The organism is Nocardia coffeae, assembly GCF_019890715.1.
Lineage (GTDB): Bacteria > Actinomycetota > Actinomycetes > Mycobacteriales > Mycobacteriaceae > Nocardia > Nocardia jiangxiensis.
Window position 1 is genome coordinate 227,376 of sequence record NZ_JAINZY010000014.1, and the last position, 16,826, is coordinate 244,201.

Below are 16,826 nucleotides of genomic sequence, written 5' to 3' on the forward strand. Positions count from 1 at the left end.
CCTCCTGCTGACGTTCGATCCACCCGCGAATCCCCGCTATCAACCCCATGCATCAAATCGTGCCGGAGACAACAGTTTTCCGGCCTCGTTTCGGCATGACGCGCGCCGCATCCGCAACGGCAAGGTGAAAACCGGCCTGCACCCGTCGCGAGCGCGGCGGCTTGCGGTGGGGCGTCGAGTCCATCTGCGCCGGGCTCACCGAGCTCGGGGTGAAGGATCGTGAATCCGGTTATGTCCCATACAAATACAACCTGATCACGCGGAAGCCGCCCGACATCACTACCTGACCAGCAGCATCCATAACCATGAGTCCGGCTGGAGTATCACGCTTCGCGTCCGCGGCTATGATCACCGGGGCAATGTGCCGACTGTACGGTGTCGTCGATGTGAGGGGGCGTTGTGGGATTCGATCCTTCGGCGGAGCGGTCAGTGGATGAATTCACCTGGAGTGGTGTTGATTTCGCTGCGCTATACGGTCTCTCCGAACGGGAGCTGGGCGCTGCCCGGCAGTCGCATCACACTCACGGCCTCCTGCGGATACCGATCGGTATCGACTCGACCGGGAATCCCGCCGCACTGCAGATCCCGCTGGACGCGGAGACGAATGCGCACGGGATCGTGGTCGGCGCAAGCGGATCAGGCAAATCGGAGCTGCTCAGGACGGCCGTTGTGGGGGCGGCGATCGCCTGTTCACCGGAGGATATCGGCTTCTTCCTGGTCGATTTCCGCGGCGACGGGACGTTCGACGACCTGGCGGACCTGCCGCACGTATCCGGGCTGGTTTCCGGTGTCGCGCAGGATCTTTCCCTGGCCGACCGAATCGCGAACGCGCTGATCCGGGAACTCGCACGCAGGGAGGAGAAGTACCGGTCCGCGGGAAGACTCGCCAACACCGCCGAGTATCAACGAGCCAGGCAAGCGGATGCGGAGCCTTTGCCCAGGCTGGTGGTCGTCATCGATGCACTCGACGAACTCCTCGCCCAGCGACCGCAGTTCGCCGATGCGGTGAACACGATGGGCCGCGTGGGGCGCACACACGGATTCTCACTGCTCGTCAGCGCACAACAGTTGACGGAGAACCCATTTCGCGGAGTCGACAACCATTTCACGTGCCGTATCGCCCTGGGGAACCTGTCCGCCGAGGAATCCCAGCGCGTCCTGGGCACCGACGATGCCCCGATGCTGCCGGATGCACCTGGTCACGGATATCTTCGTGACGGTCATCTCGAACCGATTCGATTCACCGCCGCACGTCCCACCCGATTGCGTAGATCCCACGACGCCCATCCGAATGATGCGGATGATCGAGCAAAGCTCGACATCATTGTGTCCCAAATACATTCGCACGATCAACGAGTACGGGCCATCTGGCTGCCACCACTGGACCCAGCGTCGACACTCGACCAGCTCATCGACATGACCAGCACCGGCGACAACCGGCGGGTGAGCACTCTGCGCGTCCCGATCGGCATCGTCGAGCGCCCCGAACTGCAACGCCGTGATCCGCTGATCGTCGATCTGTCCGGGCCCCAGGGCAACGTCGGTATCCACGGCGCAGATCCTTCGACGAAGTCGACCGCCCTGCAGTCGCTGATCATGGCGCTGGCACTGACGCACACTGCCGAACAGGTGCAGTTCTACTGCCTCTGCATCGGTCCTGAACTCGCCCGCCTCGAGCAGTTGCCGCACGTCGGTTCGGTGGCAACGCTTTACGACGAGGGCCCGGTGCGACGCATGCTCAACCAGCTGACCGCACTGGTGCAGCACCGGGAGCGATATTTCCGCGAAACGGGTATCGAATCGATGGATCAGTTCCGGCGTTTGCGCACAATGGATTCGGGTGACAATCCCGCCGCGTCGGCCGCGATCCGCGACGACCCGTTCGGCGATGTGTTCCTGGTGACCGACGGCCTCCGCCAGCTGCGCAATGACCGCGAGACTGAATTCTACAAAGCGATCGTCGGTCTCGGCGCCCGAGGTCCCGCCTACGGGGTGCATGTCCTTACGGTGATGAGTTACTGGTCTGATGCGGATCCACCGCTGGATGAGGCACTCGGAACTCGCTTCGGATTGCGCATGCCGGGCCCGCGGTATCGCTCGGACGACTCCGAGATCGCCCGACAGGTTCCCCAGGACCCTCCCGGAAGCGGCCTGACTTTGGCAGACCGCGAGATATGCATTGCGCTCCCGCGACTGGACGGCGACACCGATCCCGAAACACTGCACAACGCAACAACCTTGGCGATAGCGAAGATCCGGGCCGACACACCGGGACATCCGGCACCGGCCATCCGCCAACTGCCCGAACGAGTGGACCGCGACGAGCTGCTGCGCCGAGCCGGAAACTGGCCGTCCGGCGTGGACTCGGACGAAATTTGCCTGCGGTTTCCGATCGGCATCGACGAGACCCACCACGCGCCCGTCTATCTCGACTTCGAAGCCACCCCGCACCTGATCATCATCGGCGAACCTGGATGCGGCAAGACGACAGTACTGCGCTCGATCATCGCGGCGATCTGCGCATCGAACACCGTCGAACAGGCACGCTTCGTCCTCGTGGACTATCGGGCCACGGGCCTCGTGGACAGCATTCCAGAGAAGTTCCTCGCCGGATACAGCGAGGGTGTCCAGACCGCCGGGGATCTGCTCGGCGAACTGGCACAGTACCTGAAAAGGCGGATGCCAGGACCGCAGGAAAGCACGCCGCAAGCGCCGGAGCGGTGGTGGCCCGGCCCCGACATCTTCGTCGTCATCGACGACCACCAACTCGCCCCCGACACTCACGACAACCCCGCGCGGCGACTCATGGCACAACTGTCCTTCGCGCGTCAGGTCGGCCTCCACCTGATCATCGCGCGAAGCTCCGTCGGGGCCGACCGAGGCATGGCCGAACCAACACTCGGGGAGCTCCGTCACCTCAGCACCACCACCCTCATCATGAGCAGCGACCCCAGCGAAGGCAGACTGCCCCGCCTCCGCTTCGAGAAGCTCCCACCGGGCCGCGGAATCCTCCACACCCGCAGTGGATACGAATACGAGTACATCCAGACCGCGTGGAATTCGCCCATCTGAACATTGCTGGGAAATCAGGTGTTTCGCAGCTGTCCGGGTGCGCGGACGCTCTCCGAGATAACTCGTGCAGCATCTCCGTGCAGCCGCTACTCGTTGGCAGGACCTCAACGCCCAGGCATTATTCGAACTGCTCGAACACGCAATCCTGGCACGAGTGCCGCGATCAGGAGTTCAAGTCCCCTCTCGCGCACGAAAACAACGGCATCCGTGCCACATCCGACGACATGGTGCTCGAGCACGCGGAAGTGGCGAGCGTGCACGTCACCGGGTGGTCCCGGTGATCACGCCCACCGCGCAATCACAGGCACCCTTGCAGTGACTGCTGCACGGCCCGATCGCCCGTTCATCGGCAACAGGGGCCGGGGCCTGGTTGACTGGAGCGATGGGGTGGGTGATCGGCAGCAGACTGTCATCGCTTGCCGCGGAGCTCGTTTCGAGATCGACGATGAGGGGTAAGGCCGTTCGAATGACCGAGAATTCAGCTGCCGTCGGCACGGGAACCGCTGGGACGTTTCGCAATCCGCTCAATCAGGGGCCGGACCCGTTCATGACCTACTACGACGGGAACTACTATCTGTCCACCAGCCAGGGCACTTCCTTGCAGATCTGGAAGGCGGCTTCGCTGGCCGATCTGGCTACCGCGCAACCGAATACGGTGTGGACCGATGCGAACCCGTCTCGCAATCAGGATATGTGGGCACCGTGTTTCCGTCTGGTGGAGGGGAATTGGTACTTCTACTACACCGCCAGCGACGGCAGCAACGATGCTCATCGCATCTACGTGCTGAAGTCATCGGGCACAGATCCGTTGGGCCCGTATACATTCGTCGGCCAGCTCGGGGACGCGTGGGCGATCGATCCGGAGTTGCTGATTCTCGACGGCAAGTACTACCTGATCTGGAGCGGCCCGAACAATCTGCTGCAGATCGCCCCGATGAGCGATCCGGTCACCCTGTCCGGACCCGCGGTGTACCTGCCGTCGTCGGGCGGATGCAGCGAGGTGCGTGAGGCCCCGGTGACGATCCAGCGCAACGGCACCACCTACCTGCTCTACTCCACCTGCGACACAGGCAAACCGGACTACCAGCTGTGGATGCGAACGCTCCCGCCCGGCGCCGACCCGCTGAACCCCGACAACTGGACCCAGTGCCCCAACGCGGTGTTCAGCCGCAACGACTCGGCCAACGTCTTCGGCCCCGGCTCGAACAACTTCTTCCAGAGCCCCGACGGCAAAGAAGACTGGATCGCCTACCACGGCAAAACCACCAGCGCGTACACGTACGACGGCCGCACCACCCGGGCCCAGAAGTTCACCTGGAACGCCGACGGCACACCGAATTTCGGCCAGCCGCTGTCCCTGGACACCGAGATCGCCCTGCCCTCGGGCGACACCGAGAGCGCTGCCGTCACGGCCGCCGAACGGGTGTGACGGGTCGAGGTTTCAACCGACGCCGCACCCCCCTGCCCGGACGTGGCGTTCCAGGGTTGCACACTGGTCTGACCACTTGACCTCTGACCAGTGTGGGCTTACTGTCCGGATGTGGCATTGCGACGGATCGATCGAAGAACCGCGCCCGAGTCGGTGTACGACCAACTCCTGGGCGAGATGCTCGACGGAGAACTGCAGCCCGGAGCGGCGCTCCCGGCCGAGCGGCAACTGGCCGAGGCATTGGGAGTGTCCCGGCCGACAGTGCGCGAGGCCATGCAACGCCTGGCACACGGCGGACTGGTGGAGGTGCGGCAGGGCGGAGCGACCACCGTGCGCGACTTCCGCCGCGCTGCCGGACTCGATCTGCTGCCCCGGCTGATCCTGCGGGCCGGCCGTGTCGATGACGATGTGTTGCGCAGCATCCTCGAGACACGGTCGGCAATGGGCCGCGAAGTCGCCGGGTTGGCCGCCGAACGCGGTGGCGCCGACGCGGCCGGGGCGTTGAACAGTGCCGTGGAATCGCTTGCCGCGCAATCCGATCCTCTCGCGCGGCAGTTGGCGGCCCTCGGCTTCTGGGATCACGTGGTCGATGCCGCGGATTCGATCGTGTACCGGCTGCTGTTCAACGATCTGCGCGCTGTCTACGAACCGGCCATGGCGGCCTTGGTGCAGGTGATGGCGGCCGAGGTCGACCAGATCGACCGGTATCGCGCCCTGGCCGAGGCGATCATCGCCGGTGACGCGATAGTCGCCCGGCAGACGGCCGCGCAGCTATTGGCCACGGCGACAACAGAATTCGACATGTTGATGCGTCGGCTCGAGGAGAACACGCCATGAACGTCACCGCGCGGATCCACAACGCCGAGGATGACGACAACCGTCGCCACTCCCCTCCCCTCGTCAGAACGACCGAAACCCGCGGCCGTCGCCGAGAACTCACCCTGATCGCAGCCGCTCGCGAATTCGCGCGCCACCCGTCACCGTGGATCATCGCGGGACTGCTGGTAATCGCCGCGGCGGCCCGCATCATCGTCAGCGACTGGCAGTACACCGACGCCGTCGTGCCCGCGGTCATGCTCGCGCTGTTTCCGTTCACCGAGTGGGTGATTCACGTCTGCGTGCTGCACTGGCGGCCACGCCGGATCGGCAAGCTCACTCTGGATTCGCTGCTGGCACGCAAACACCGTGCGCATCATGCCGATCCGCGCGAGGTGGGACTGATCTTCATCCCGTGGCAAACCTTTCTGTGGCTGCTGCCCGCACTGCTCGCCATCGCGCTGCTCGCCTTTCCACGGCCGGGCTCGGGCCTGATCTTCCTGACCACGGTCGGGGTGCTCGGCCTGACCTACGAGTGGACCCACTACCTGATCCACACCGATTACCAGCCGCGAACCCGAATCTTCAAGGCGGTCAGACAGAACCATCGCTTGCACCACTTCAAGAACGAGCACTATTGGTTCACCGTCACCACTTCCGGCACCGCGGACCGCGTCCTGGGCACCCACCCCGACCCGGCGGCAATCCCCAACTCCCCCACAGCGAAATCCCTACACGCGCGGCGAGCTGCCTGACGGACCGATCGATGGGCTCGCGGCGATGCCGGATCCGATTCCATGGTCTCCGTTCCCGGATCCGGCAGGGCGTTGTCGAGCTCTCCGCGGGCCTATGACGCGACCGGACGCTGGTAGCGCAGGACCTGGGTTGCGACCCGGGCTCCGAGGTGGCGCGCCGTAGCCGTATCGGCGGCGTGGACGGCGTCCGGGCCTTGGTCATTCCAGGTTTGGGCACCCGCGCCGAGGTAGAACCCGAGCCGGTTGTCGTCGTGCTCGCTGCTGGTAGTGGTGTTCCAGCCGGGCAACAGGCCCAGGCTGACCCAGTGCATGCCATGTTGCGCGGCCAGCAGCGCCAGGTACTGCAGCGTGTGCAGCTTGTCGCCACTCATCGATCCGGAGTTGGTGAACCCGGAGGCGAGTTTGTCCAGCCATTGCTGGGTCATCCAGCGCTTCGAGGTGGCTTCCGCGAATGCGTGGAACGCCCCGGACGCCGATCCCATGTAGGTCGGTGTTCCGAAGATGATCGCGTCACTGGCATCGAGGATCGCCCACTTCGCGTCGGTCATGTCGGCTACGTCGACCATGTCGGCGCGGGCCTGGGGCACCGACTCGATGCCGTCGCGGACGGCCTTGGCGATCTCGAGGGTGTGCCCGTAGCCGGAGTAGTAAGCGATGGCGACTTGGACGGATGGCATGTCGGATCCTCTCGTCGTGCAGGGCTGGTTCGAGACTCGTTGTTGACAGCGATAACGCTAGAACCGTGACAACGTCATTGTCAATGTCAACATCTTTCCGATATCATCGGTACATGCCACCCAACGATCGACGCAGCGGCGGGTCGGACGACCAACGCGAGCGCATCCTGAGTGCGGCGGTAAAACTGCTCGCCACTGCCGGGCCATCCGGGCTGTCCACCCGAGCGGTCGCGACGGCGGCCGGAATTCAGACGCCGACGTTGTACCGGCTCTTCACCGACAAGGACGGACTACTCGACGCCGTGGCCAGCTTCGGCTTCGAGAGCTACCTCGCCGAGAAGCGCGCGTTCGAGCCGAGCGAAGACCCGATCGACGACCTGCGCCGCGGCTGGGATGTGCATGTTTCGTTCGGGTTGGCCAACCCCGCCATCTACACGCTGATGTATGGAGACATACGGCCGGGCCGCCAGCCCGCGGCGGCAGCGGAGAACCGGGCCATCCTGCGCGGCATGCTCGAACGCGCCAACGCGCAAGGCCTGCTCCGCGTACCCGTCGAAGCCGCCGCGGTGGCCATCGAGGCGTCCACGACAGGCGCGGTTCTGCTCCTGCTGGCCCAGCCCGAACAGGCGCGGCACGTCCAGCTGATCCGACCACTGCGCGACATCGTGCTCGACGCCCTGACAGAGCAGGCGACACTCCACGCCGAGGACCGCTCCCCCGTCGCCGACCGCACCCAGTCACTACTCGGAATCATCACCCCCGCCGGCAACGCCGACCCCGTGACCGACGCCGGTTTCAGCGTCTTCGAAGCCGGCCTGCTGCGCGAATGGCTCACACGGCTCAACGAGGCCCACCGATCCACCGGTAGCAACAACCAGCATCTCGATAGCCGCGGCCGGCTGGCATTTCGCGGCAGTGCGGACACGGAAACCGGCTCCGATCAGGCACAATGACGATGCGGCAGCGACCTGCGGTGCGGGGTCGCTCGAGGCGACAGCAAGGAAAGACTGTGCACAAACTCGGCGCGCTCGAGACGCGGGTGATGGACATCCTGTGGGACAGCGAGGTTCCACTGTCGGTCCATGACCTGGTCGACCGGCTCGCCGACCAATGCCATCGGTCTGCCTACACGACCGTGTTGACCGTTGTCACCCACCTGTGGGAGAAGGACTGGGTCGACCGGGACAAGGTCGGCCGGGCCTATCGCTACCGGCCGCGCCGCAGCCGCGCCGAGGCCACCACCGACCTGTTACGGGAAATTCTCGACAGCAGCCAGGACGCGTCTGCGGTACTGCTGCATCTGGCGCGCACCGCCAGTGCCCGGGAAGTCGACGCGTTGCGGCGCGGCCTCGCTCGAGGACCCGAACCCCGATGATCGTGGCCGTCGCGATTCTGCTCGGTGTGGCACCGCCTCCGCGGCCGGTAACGAAAAACTATCCCGGATAGTATTTTCTGAGAAGTCCCTGATAAAGCGGCATGAAAGTGATCATGGTCATGCTTGTCGGCACGGTGATGGCTTAACGTCGTGGCCGTGCCGCTCGGCCCGTCCCCTCATCGGGTCGACCGGCCCGCCGCCCGGACAGGCCGGCACCTGTCCGGGCATCCCGCCGATCACGAGGCGCCGACGACGCCGCCACACTCGTGCGCGTCCAGGAACTCATCCGGGCCGCACGATGCGCAGTCACCGTTCTCCTCGAACAGAAAGGCGCTACCTTCTATGCCACGATCAGGTATCGGCGTCACGGAAGCATTCAGAAACCGAGACATTCGACTGCCGTTGACCTTGACGATGCTGGCCGGGTTCGTGGGAGCGGCGGCATTCACACACTCGACCGGCTTCTTCGCAACCGCCATGAGCGGTAACGCCCAGCGCGGAATACTCGGCTGGTTCACCGGCGCCCCGTCGATGGCCGCGGGGGCCTTGGCAATCACCGTGATGTTCCTGCTCGGAGTCATCACCTCGTCGGTCCTGCAGCACCGACGGTCCGCACGCGACGCGCACATCGCGATGGCAGTGAACACCGCCGGACTGATCATCGCATCCGTGATCGACCTCTGGCTGTCCCCACACAATCGCGTCCTCGGCCTCCTGCCCGTACTGTTCGCCGCCTTCGGGCTCGGAGCCCTCAACACCGCGTTCTCCAAAAATGGGGAAGTGTCGATCCCGATCTCCTACGTGACCGGCAGTGTGGTCAAACTCGGCCAAGGCATCGCACGCCACCTGCACGGCAGCAGCAGAATCGAATGGGCCGGTTACGCAATCCAATACGGATTCTTCTTGACCGGCGCAACCATCGGCGGCCTCGCCAGCCTCGCGGTCAGCGGATCACGAATGCTCTACATCGCCACCGCCGGATCCGTCCTGGTCGCGCTGTACCACTACATGTCCGCCTCGAACGGTCCGAGCACAAACCCCGCGCAGGTGACCGTTCCCACTCTCCTCGGGGCGGATCGCGACCACAGCAAAGACGAACTCGCATCGAACTTTTCGGATCCGGACCAGCGGTAAAGCGATCGCCACGCGGATGACCGTCCTGGTAGCTCGTCAGCACGGCACACCACCACGCCGCCGACGCGACTCGGCGGGTACATCGTGGCGGTGTGCCGTGCGAAGCATCAGTCCTGCTGATGCGCCGACGGCTCGCCGAGCAGGGCGGCGCGTTCGGAGCGCACGCGGGTGCGAAGTGCATCGACGAGGACGGTTACTTCCGGGCGACGCAGGGTTTCGGGGCGGGCGACGAGCCAATAGGTGAGTCGGACGGCGACCGAGCCGGGCAGGACGCGGATCAGGTCGGGGTGGCGGTCGGCCATGAAGCAGGGCAGCAGGCCGATACCCGCGGCTGCGCGGGTGGCTTCGACGTGGACGAATACGTTGGTGGAGGTGACGGATTCGCGCATGGTGGGGACGAAGCTGGGCGCCAGGTCCAGGTCGTCGACCTGAAGCATGGAATCGACGAAGTAGACCAGTGGGTGGTCGGCCAGGTCGGCTGGTGACCGCGGGATGCCGTGGGCGTCGAAGTAGGGCCGGGTGCCGTAGAGGCCGAGCACGTAGTCACCGAGCGGCATGGCGCGGGCGCGGCGCACGCTGGGTTCGCCGACGACGATCTCGAGGTCGAGACCGGACCGCTGTGGCGATGCGCGGCGGGTTGTCGCGATGATTTCCACCATGATCCCGGGATGGCGGCGCCGAACCTCCGCCACGGCCGGGGCGGCCAGATAGGCGCTGAAGCCATCGGTGGCCGACATGCGAACCACGCCCTGCAGAACCTGCCCGCCTCGCTCGTCCCCGGCGAGCGAGCGGACCGCCGATTCGACCGCCTCGGCCGCGGTCAGTGCCGCACGGCCGAGGTCGGTCAATTCCCATCCGGCGGGACCTCGGCTGAGCACGCGGCCGCCGAGCGCGCGTTCGAGGGTGGTGATGCGGCGAGAGATGGTGGTGTGGTTGATGCCCAATTCCTCGGCCGCCGAGACGTAGCGCCCGGTCCGGGCGACTGCCAGCAGTACGAGCAGATCATCGGGATTCGGGTGCACCCCTGCCATATCTGCATTCTTGCAGATATGGGGTGCGAGATTCGTCATTGATCCGGAATCGAATGTGCACGAATACTCAATTCACTGAATTTGATTGTGGGCCGCATCACAGATGAGGGGTGATGTGGCAGCAGTCACGAAGGAGTGATGGCGATGAGCGTGCTCGATGCGCGGCCACCGGGTTCCGAGCCTCTGAGAAGCGAGTTGCGGCGGGTGGCAATGGCTTCCATGGCCGGCACCGTCGTGGAGTGGTACGAGTTCTTCCTCTACGGCACGGCGGCCACGCTGGTGTTCAGCAAGGCGTTCTTCCCTGCCGGACACAACGAATTGGATGGGATCCTCGCCGCGTTCGTGACCTATGCGGTCGGGTTCGCGGCTCGGCCGCTGGGCGGGATCGTGTTCGCGCACTTCGGCGATCGGCACGGCCGCAAGTCACTGCTGCAGATCAGCCTGCTGACGGTCGGCGCTGCCACAGTTCTGATGGGTTGCCTGCCGACCTTCCCCCAGGTCGGGTACTGGGCTCCGGCACTTCTGGTGTTGCTGCGGTTCATTCAGGGATTCGCCCTGGGTGGTGAATGGGGTGGTGCGGTCCTGCTGGTCGCCGAGCACAGCCCCAACCGCAGCCGGGCGTTCTGGGCCTCTTGGCCGCAGGCCGCGGTGCCGGTGGGAAATATCCTGGCGACCGTCGTGCTGCTGGTACTGACCTCGACGCTGTCGAACGCCGCGTTCCTCTCGTGGGGCTGGCGCGTTGCGTTCTGGCTGTCAGCGGTCGTGGTGCTGGCCGGCTACTACGTGCGCACGAAGGTGCGAGAAGCGCCGATCTTCGTTGCGGCACAACAAGAATCCGAACAGCAGGACGCGGCCGCATCCGGCGTGCTCGAGGTGGTGCGCCGATACCCGCGGGCTGTTCTGACCGCGATGGGGCTGCGGTTCGCCGAGAACATCGTCTACTACCTGCTGGTCACTTTCTCGGTCACCTACCTGAAGGAACACGTCGGGGTGAAGACCGGCGCGATCCTGTGGTGGTTGCTCGTGGCCAACGCGGTGCATTTCCTGGCCATCCCGGCCATGGCCCGGCTCAGCGACAGAATCGGCCGCAGGCCCCTGTATCTGGCCGGGGCCATCGGGGCGATGGTCTGGGGATTCGTCGGCTTCCCGATGATGGACAGCGGCCGCGGCGTGATCATCGTGCTCGCGATCGCGATCGGCCTGATCGCACACGCCGCCATGTATGCCGCGCAACCGGCCATCATGGCGGAGATGTTCCCCACCCGGATGCGCTACGCCGGTGTGTCCCTGGGATCTCAGGTGACCGCGATCTTCGCCGGCTCGCTGGCGCCGATCATCGCCGTCCGCCTGCTCGAGGTCTACCGGTCCTCGGTTCCCATCGCGATCTATCTCGCCCTCGCCGGTGTGGTCACCATCTTCGCGATCCTGGCCGCCCGGGAGACCGCGGGCGCGGATCTCACCGAACTGGACCGAACCGCCGCATCGCACCTGCCACCCGAACCCGAGCCGAAAGTGAGCCCCGCGTGACCCGGACGTATCACCCGAGCCGAGACGCTCTGACCGGACGAACCGCGCTGGTCACCGGCGGCGCCAGCGGGATCGGCGCGGCCTGCGCACGCGAACTGGCCGCCCGCGGGGCGTCGGTGACCGTCGCCGATATCGACGGTGTGCGCGCGAAACAGGTCGCCGACGAGATCGGCGGGACCGCATGGGAGGTCGACCTCAGCCAGGTGAGCGGGCTCGAGACCCTGCGCCTGGACTGCGACATCCTGGTCAACAACGCCGGTGTGCAGACCGTCAGCCCGATCGCCGACTTCCCGCCCGACCGGTTCCGCACCATGCTCACCCTGATGGTCGAGGCGCCGTTCCTGCTGGTCCGCGCGGCATTACCGCATATGTACGAACGCGGCTACGGGCGCATCGTCAATATCTCCAGCGTGCACGGAACACGAGCCTCGGCCTACAAGTCCGCGTACGTCACCGCCAAACACGCCTTGGAGGGGCTGTCGAAGGTCACCGCACTGGAAGCCGCCGAACACGGCGTGACGAGCAACTGCGTCAGCCCCGGGTACGTGCGAACTCCTCTGGTGGACAACCAGATCGCCGAGCAAGCCGAAGCGCACGGCATTCCCGAGCGAGAAGTCGAGGAACGAATCTTCCTGAGCGAGGCCGCTATCAAGCGATTGGTCGAACCCGGCGAGGTCGCCGACCTCGTCGGCTGGTTGTGCACCGACTCGGCCCGCATGGTGACCGGAGCCAGTTACACCATGGACGGCGGATGGAGCGCACGATGATCCGGATGTGTACGAGCGCGGTGACAAACGCCAGTTACGTTGCACCACAGTAGGATCCGTCGACACAAGCGGCGCGGCACGAACACCAGCGGCCCCAGGAATCAGCGGCACCGCAAATACCGGTCCGGCTGATAGCCTCGCTTCAGCTGTCTGTTCGTGCCGCACGACCACTGTCGGGGGGAAGATGACCGAGCGAAAAACCGATCTCGTGTTTCCGTTGTTGCCCAACGGCGACACCGACACCCCCTCGAGCACTATGCCGTTGGGCCTGAACCTGTTCGATCTGAATGAACTGTCGAGTGCGTTGCAGTCGCACCACGACGAGATCGCCAGGATCGATGTGCGGCCGGTGGGCGCGCAGGCGGCTGCGGCGATGAAGAACACCGCCTTCGCCGCCGCGGCCGCACGGATGGCCGAGCCCGTCGCGCACGGATACACGCAGGTCGCCGCGGCAATCCAGGGCATGCACGATGCCGTCGACGCGGGGATAACCGACTACAGCGAGATGGAAAGGCGCAACACCCAGGTACTGACCACCTACGACCAGGGCGCCGTGTGACCGCGACAGTCGACGATATCCGCGCGACCACCCCCGACGGGCTCATCGATCTGGCGGCGCAGCTGACCGAACACAATCGCGCCTTCTCCGGAGCGTTGAACGGTATGCGCACTGCGGTGGATCAGGTGACCTCGCGGTCCTGGTCCGGCGACGGGTCGCAGCGAGCCGCTGAAACGAGCCTGGCCCACCACATCGCGGGCAGCCATATCGCCGCCGCCGTGGACGGCCAGATCGAGGCCGTGGGCGATGCCGCCGCAGCGCTGAGCGCCGCGAAGAAAACCGTGGTGGACTGGGCGGATCGGGCCGCTGCCGCCGGCTGCACCGTGCGGCCCGACGGACACGTGATCGCCCCGATGGTTCATGTCTCGGCCGTCGGCCGGTCGAATGCGCTCCAGATCGCGCAGCTGGCAGCGAATTCCAAAGCGCGGGAATTCGAGTCGCATCTGCTGCCGGCCGTGCGCGATTTCAACGATCTGGACGCACGAGTCGCCGCCGCCCTGGACACCGCGACGAATGCCGTTGCGGCCCTGGTCCACAACCCGGCGGGCGCACCGCTGCCGCCGGGGTTCGACGAGATACTCGCCGATGCGCGCAACGGGAAGATCCCATTCCGGAACGATCCCGGCGCCTTTCACGACTGGTGGTCGAAACTGACTCCCGAGGAGAAGGACGCACTGGCCGCCGCCGACCCGGCCATCGGCAACATCGACGGTATGCCCTGCGTCGATCGCGACCACTACAACCGACAGTATCTGGCCCGGCTACAGGCCCGGGGTGGCCCGGGAAAGGCCGGATACGACACCCTCGCCGGACAACTCGACGACGGAGGCGATCGATATCTGCTGCATATCGACGAGCAGGGGCACGGGGCACTGGCGCTGAACAATCCAGATCTCGCGACCAACGTGGCGACGTTCGTCCCCGGTACCGGAACGGGACTGGCCAAGATGTCCGGTGATGTCAACCGCAGCCTGACCATGCTGAATTCCGCGAAAGATCAAGGCGCGCCGAATACTTCGGTGATCCTGTGGGAGGGCTACGACCCGCCGCAGGGGTATGCCGCCGCGGCGGATCGGTCCTACGCCGACAACGGCGCTCCGGCGCTGAAGAGTTTTCAGAACGGACTGCGCGCCTCGCATGTGGGCGCACCGTCCTACAACACGGTCGTCGGGCACAGCTACGGCACCACCGTGATCGGCGACGCCGCCGGCCACGATCAGCTCCATCCCGACGATCCCCCGAGTTCGCGTGGCCCGCTGAACGCCGACAACGTCGTATTCGTCGCGAGCCCCGGCAGCACGGTCGACCACGCCGGCGATCTGCATCTGACGGGTGTGCCGCAAGACCAAGTGCCGCAACATGTCTGGTCCACCAGAGCCAACGGCGACTGGATCGGGATACCGGCGCGTTCGGGTGAGATCCTCGATGCGGCCGCGGACGGGTCCAGCGCACCGGCCTTTCATCCGCAGCACAACCCGCACGGCTGGTTCGGCAACGACGTCACCTCGCCCGAGTACGGCGGCCGGGTCTTCACCTCCGATCCCGGTGGCCACAGCGCCTATTGGGACTCTCACGACGGGCAACCGGGCCAGGCCCTGCGCAACCTGGGTAGCCTGATCGCCAACCGTCCCGACCGGGTGCACTGAGGCGATGAGCGATACCGATCCCGACGCCGCACTCGAGCGCATGATGGCGAAAGTTGCTGCGACGCAAGAGGAACTGGCGCGGGTGCGCAGCAACGGCGAGGCGCTGGGCGGGCAGGTCCGGGTGACGGTGGATATCGACGGGCGCATCACCGATCTGGTGCTCGACCCCGCTCTGCACGCTCTGCATCTCAGCGATGTCGCCGCCGCGATCACCGCGGCCCACACCACCGCGCTGACCTGGGCCCGGGCCGCGGCGAGCGAGATCCAACGGGATCTACACGAAGACCCTTACGTCGCAGCCATCGCGCACCGAACCGCCACCGCCGGATTACGAAAGATGTTCGCGCGCAAGGAACCTCGAGCTACTTACACCGATACCGAGGAATCGCATCCGCCGCAGGTCAGCGAATCCGGCTGGTAACCGAAGACGACACTCCTCGCGTGGTACCCGCGCGGCGGGATCCGGCCCCCGGACATCAGAATGTGCGTAGCGCCGGTTGTGCGGGGTAGTGCGAAGTAAACCCGCTCGCGGCGGCCGTCCCGGCACATTGCACCTACCGATGACATGAAGGAGTGCGTTGTGAGTACTTATGTGACCACCAATCCGACCACCGGTACCACGGAGCACGAATTTCCGGAGCTGGCCGACGACCAGGTTCCCGTTGTCGCCGAACATTCCGCCGAGGGCTTCGAGACCTGGCGGCTCACGCCGGTGGCCGAACGCGCGGCCGCGCTGGCGCGGACCGCGCAGCTCTACGAGAAACGGTCGGCCGAGCTGGCGGCGGCCATCACGCGAGAAATGGGTAAACCGGCGAAGCAGGCGGCCGCGGAGGTGCAGCTTTCCGCAGATATCTACCGCTGGTACGCCGAGAACGGTCCGGACCTGCTCGCCTCCGAGCCACTCGCCCCGCAAGGCGCGCAGGAGTCGGTGGTGCACACCTTGCCGATCGGGCCGCTCGTCGGAGTGATGCCGTGGAACTACCCCTATTACCAGGTGGCGCGCTTCGCCGCACCGAACCTGTTGGTGGGTAATACGATCGTCCTCAAACATGCCTCGATCTGCGCGGCGTCCTCGAAACTCATGGCCGATGTCCTGCACGAGGCAGGGGTTCTCGACTACGCGTACATCAACGTGTACGCGAACCCGGACCAGATCGCCGAAATGCTGGCGCATCCGGCGATCCGCGGAGTGTCACTGACCGGAAGTGAGGAAGCCGGCGTTGCGGTCGCCACCGCGGCCGCGCGAAACCTGAAGAAGTCGGTCCTCGAACTCGGCGGTTCGGACCCGTTCATTCTGTTGGACACCGACGATTTGGCCAGGACCACCCGGATCGCCGCGCGAATTCGGCTGGCGAATGCGGGGCAGGCGTGCAATTCACCGAAACGCTTCATCGTCCTGGATGAACTCTACGACGACTTCGTCCACGGGCTGGTCGGCGAATTCGAACGCGCGGTGGTCGGGGATCCGGCGGACCCCGAGACCGAGGTGGGGCCCTTGTCCTCGGTGTCCGCGCGGGACACCGTCGCCGACCAGGTCGACGCCGCGGTACGGCAGGGTGCGACGCTGCACACGGGCGGCTCACCCCGGGACGGAGACGGCGCGTTCCTCGAACCTGCGGTGCTCACCGGCATCACCCCGAGGATGGATGCCTATTCCGAGGAGATCTTCGGCCCGGTCGCCATGGTCTATCGGGTTTCCTCCGACGAGGACGCGGTGCGCCTGGCCAACGACGTCGGATTCGGCCTGAGCGGATCGGTCTGGAGCACCGACCTCACCCGCGCGGCGCGAGTTGCCGACCGTCTCGACGTCGGAATGGCCTACGTCAACGAACACGGAACGACACTGCCCGGTATCCCGTTCGGCGGCGTCAAACGCTCCGGCTACGGACGTGAACTGGCCCGCTGGGGCATGGGCGAGTTCGTCAACACCAAACTCCGGCGGACCTCGGCCCACTGAGAGTCCGGATCCCGGGCCATCCCTGCGTGCGGAACCGATGACCATCGGCGCTTATTCTGTGCTGGTCGGACGCTTTACCCC

16 protein-coding genes are annotated in these 16,826 nt (G+C 65.6%); 13 read left to right on the plus strand and 3 right to left on the minus strand.

The features are described from left to right. Positions 1-429 precede the first annotated feature (429 nt). The 4 genes from eccCb to K7711_RS37240 all read left to right on the plus strand — a co-directional run bounded on the left by eccCb (position 430) and on the right by K7711_RS37240 (position 6,072). Positions 430-3,072 (plus strand): type VII secretion protein EccCb, encoded by a 2,643-nt coding sequence (gene eccCb / locus K7711_RS37225; RefSeq protein WP_222975812.1) that lies wholly within the window; start codon positions 430-432, stop codon positions 3,070-3,072. 466 nt (positions 3,073-3,538) lie between these two features. Then, on the plus strand, positions 3,539-4,501 hold the full coding sequence (locus K7711_RS37230; RefSeq protein ID WP_222975814.1) for a glycoside hydrolase family 43 protein: 963 nt from the start codon (positions 3,539-3,541) through the stop codon (positions 4,499-4,501). A 111-nt stretch (positions 4,502-4,612) separates the two neighbouring features. After that, positions 4,613-5,338, plus strand: a complete 726-nt coding sequence (locus K7711_RS37235; protein WP_222975816.1) for a FadR/GntR family transcriptional regulator — start codon at positions 4,613-4,615, stop codon at positions 5,336-5,338. Continuing rightward, positions 5,335-6,072 carry a sterol desaturase family protein gene (locus K7711_RS37240; RefSeq protein WP_222975818.1) on the plus strand — a complete coding sequence of 246 codons (738 nt, stop codon included), beginning with the start codon at positions 5,335-5,337 and terminating at the stop codon, positions 6,070-6,072. Before K7711_RS37235 ends, K7711_RS37240 begins: the two co-directional genes overlap by 4 nt. Positions 6,073-6,164: 92 nt before the next feature. On the opposite strand, the gene K7711_RS37245 is transcribed toward K7711_RS37240, so the two are convergent. After that, a complete protein-coding gene (locus K7711_RS37245; RefSeq protein WP_222975820.1) occupies positions 6,165-6,749 on the minus strand; it encodes a flavodoxin family protein in 585 nt (194 codons plus the stop codon). A gap of 113 nt (positions 6,750-6,862) precedes the next feature. Here K7711_RS37245 and K7711_RS37250 point away from each other — a divergent pair, with 113 nt between their 5' ends. Together K7711_RS37250 and K7711_RS37255 are read left to right on the plus strand one after the other, a co-directional pair. Next, positions 6,863-7,702, plus strand: coding sequence for a TetR/AcrR family transcriptional regulator (locus K7711_RS37250; protein WP_222975822.1), 840 nt, complete (start codon positions 6,863-6,865; stop codon positions 7,700-7,702). Positions 7,703-7,758: 56 nt separating this feature from the next. Continuing rightward, positions 7,759-8,124, plus strand: coding sequence for a BlaI/MecI/CopY family transcriptional regulator (locus tag K7711_RS37255; protein ID WP_222975824.1), 366 nt, complete (start codon positions 7,759-7,761; stop codon positions 8,122-8,124). A gap of 236 nt (positions 8,125-8,360) precedes the next feature. Here the strand turns inward: K7711_RS37255 and K7711_RS37260 are convergent, their stop codons facing one another. Next, positions 8,361-8,603 (minus strand): hypothetical protein, encoded by a 243-nt coding sequence (locus K7711_RS37260; RefSeq protein WP_222975958.1) that lies wholly within the window; start codon positions 8,601-8,603, stop codon positions 8,361-8,363. Here K7711_RS37260 and K7711_RS37265 point away from each other — a divergent pair. Then, positions 8,539-9,258 (plus strand): YoaK family protein, encoded by a 720-nt coding sequence (locus tag K7711_RS37265; RefSeq protein ID WP_235748393.1) that lies wholly within the window; start codon positions 8,539-8,541, stop codon positions 9,256-9,258. The two genes, K7711_RS37260 and K7711_RS37265, sit on opposite strands and share 65 nt — an antisense overlap. Positions 9,259-9,365: 107 nt before the next feature. Here the strand turns inward: K7711_RS37265 and K7711_RS37270 are convergent, their stop codons facing one another. Beyond that, positions 9,366-10,328 carry a LysR family transcriptional regulator gene (locus K7711_RS37270; protein ID WP_222975828.1) on the minus strand — a complete coding sequence of 321 codons (963 nt, stop codon included), beginning with the start codon at positions 10,326-10,328 and terminating at the stop codon, positions 9,366-9,368. 105 nt (positions 10,329-10,433) lie between these two features. On the opposite strand from K7711_RS37270, the gene K7711_RS37275 reads away from it, so the two are divergent. From K7711_RS37275 to K7711_RS37300, 6 genes are all read left to right on the plus strand, one after another. Continuing rightward, positions 10,434-11,816: an MFS transporter gene (locus tag K7711_RS37275; RefSeq protein ID WP_308015123.1), complete on the plus strand. Its 1,383-nt coding sequence runs from the start codon at positions 10,434-10,436 to the stop codon at positions 11,814-11,816. Continuing rightward, the gene (locus K7711_RS37280) at positions 11,813-12,583 is read left to right on the plus strand and encodes a 3-hydroxybutyrate dehydrogenase (RefSeq protein ID WP_308015124.1); all 771 of its coding nucleotides are present in this window, start codon (positions 11,813-11,815) and stop codon (positions 12,581-12,583) included. Before K7711_RS37275 ends, K7711_RS37280 begins: the two co-directional genes overlap by 4 nt. Before the next feature lie 184 nt (positions 12,584-12,767). Then, positions 12,768-13,142 carry a hypothetical protein gene (locus K7711_RS37285; protein WP_222975830.1) on the plus strand — a complete coding sequence of 125 codons (375 nt, stop codon included), beginning with the start codon at positions 12,768-12,770 and terminating at the stop codon, positions 13,140-13,142. After that, positions 13,139-14,788 carry an alpha/beta hydrolase gene (locus tag K7711_RS49105; protein WP_222975832.1) on the plus strand — a complete coding sequence of 550 codons (1,650 nt, stop codon included), beginning with the start codon at positions 13,139-13,141 and terminating at the stop codon, positions 14,786-14,788. The genes K7711_RS37285 and K7711_RS49105 overlap by 4 nt, the downstream gene beginning before the upstream one ends. A 4-nt stretch (positions 14,789-14,792) precedes the next feature. Beyond that, positions 14,793-15,209: a YbaB/EbfC family nucleoid-associated protein gene (locus K7711_RS37295; RefSeq protein ID WP_222975834.1), complete on the plus strand. Its 417-nt coding sequence runs from the start codon at positions 14,793-14,795 to the stop codon at positions 15,207-15,209. Positions 15,210-15,368: 159 nt separating this feature from the next. Next, the gene (locus K7711_RS37300) at positions 15,369-16,745 is read left to right on the plus strand and encodes an NAD-dependent succinate-semialdehyde dehydrogenase (protein ID WP_222975836.1); all 1,377 of its coding nucleotides are present in this window, start codon (positions 15,369-15,371) and stop codon (positions 16,743-16,745) included. Positions 16,746-16,826 lie beyond the last annotated feature (81 nt).

Coding starts and splice junctions, on each gene's coding strand:
- K7711_RS37230 (WP_222975814.1), top strand. CDS start 3,539: ATGACCGAGAATTCAGCTGCCGTCGGCACGGGAACCGCTGGGACGTTT.
- K7711_RS37240 (WP_222975818.1), top strand. CDS start 5,335: ATGAACGTCACCGCGCGGATCCACAACGCCGAGGATGACGACAACCGT.
- K7711_RS37245 (WP_222975820.1), bottom strand. CDS start 6,749: ATGCCATCCGTCCAAGTCGCCATCGCTTACTACTCCGGCTACGGGCAC.
- K7711_RS37250 (WP_222975822.1), top strand. CDS start 6,863: ATGCCACCCAACGATCGACGCAGCGGCGGGTCGGACGACCAACGCGAG.
- K7711_RS37265 (WP_235748393.1), top strand. CDS start 8,539: ATGCTGGCCGGGTTCGTGGGAGCGGCGGCATTCACACACTCGACCGGC.
- K7711_RS37260 (WP_222975958.1), bottom strand. CDS start 8,603: ATGGCGGTTGCGAAGAAGCCGGTCGAGTGTGTGAATGCCGCCGCTCCC.
- K7711_RS37270 (WP_222975828.1), bottom strand. CDS start 10,328: ATGACGAATCTCGCACCCCATATCTGCAAGAATGCAGATATGGCAGGG.
- K7711_RS37275 (WP_308015123.1), top strand. CDS start 10,434: ATGAGCGTGCTCGATGCGCGGCCACCGGGTTCCGAGCCTCTGAGAAGC.
- K7711_RS37285 (WP_222975830.1), top strand. CDS start 12,768: ATGACCGAGCGAAAAACCGATCTCGTGTTTCCGTTGTTGCCCAACGGC.
- K7711_RS37295 (WP_222975834.1), top strand. CDS start 14,793: ATGAGCGATACCGATCCCGACGCCGCACTCGAGCGCATGATGGCGAAA.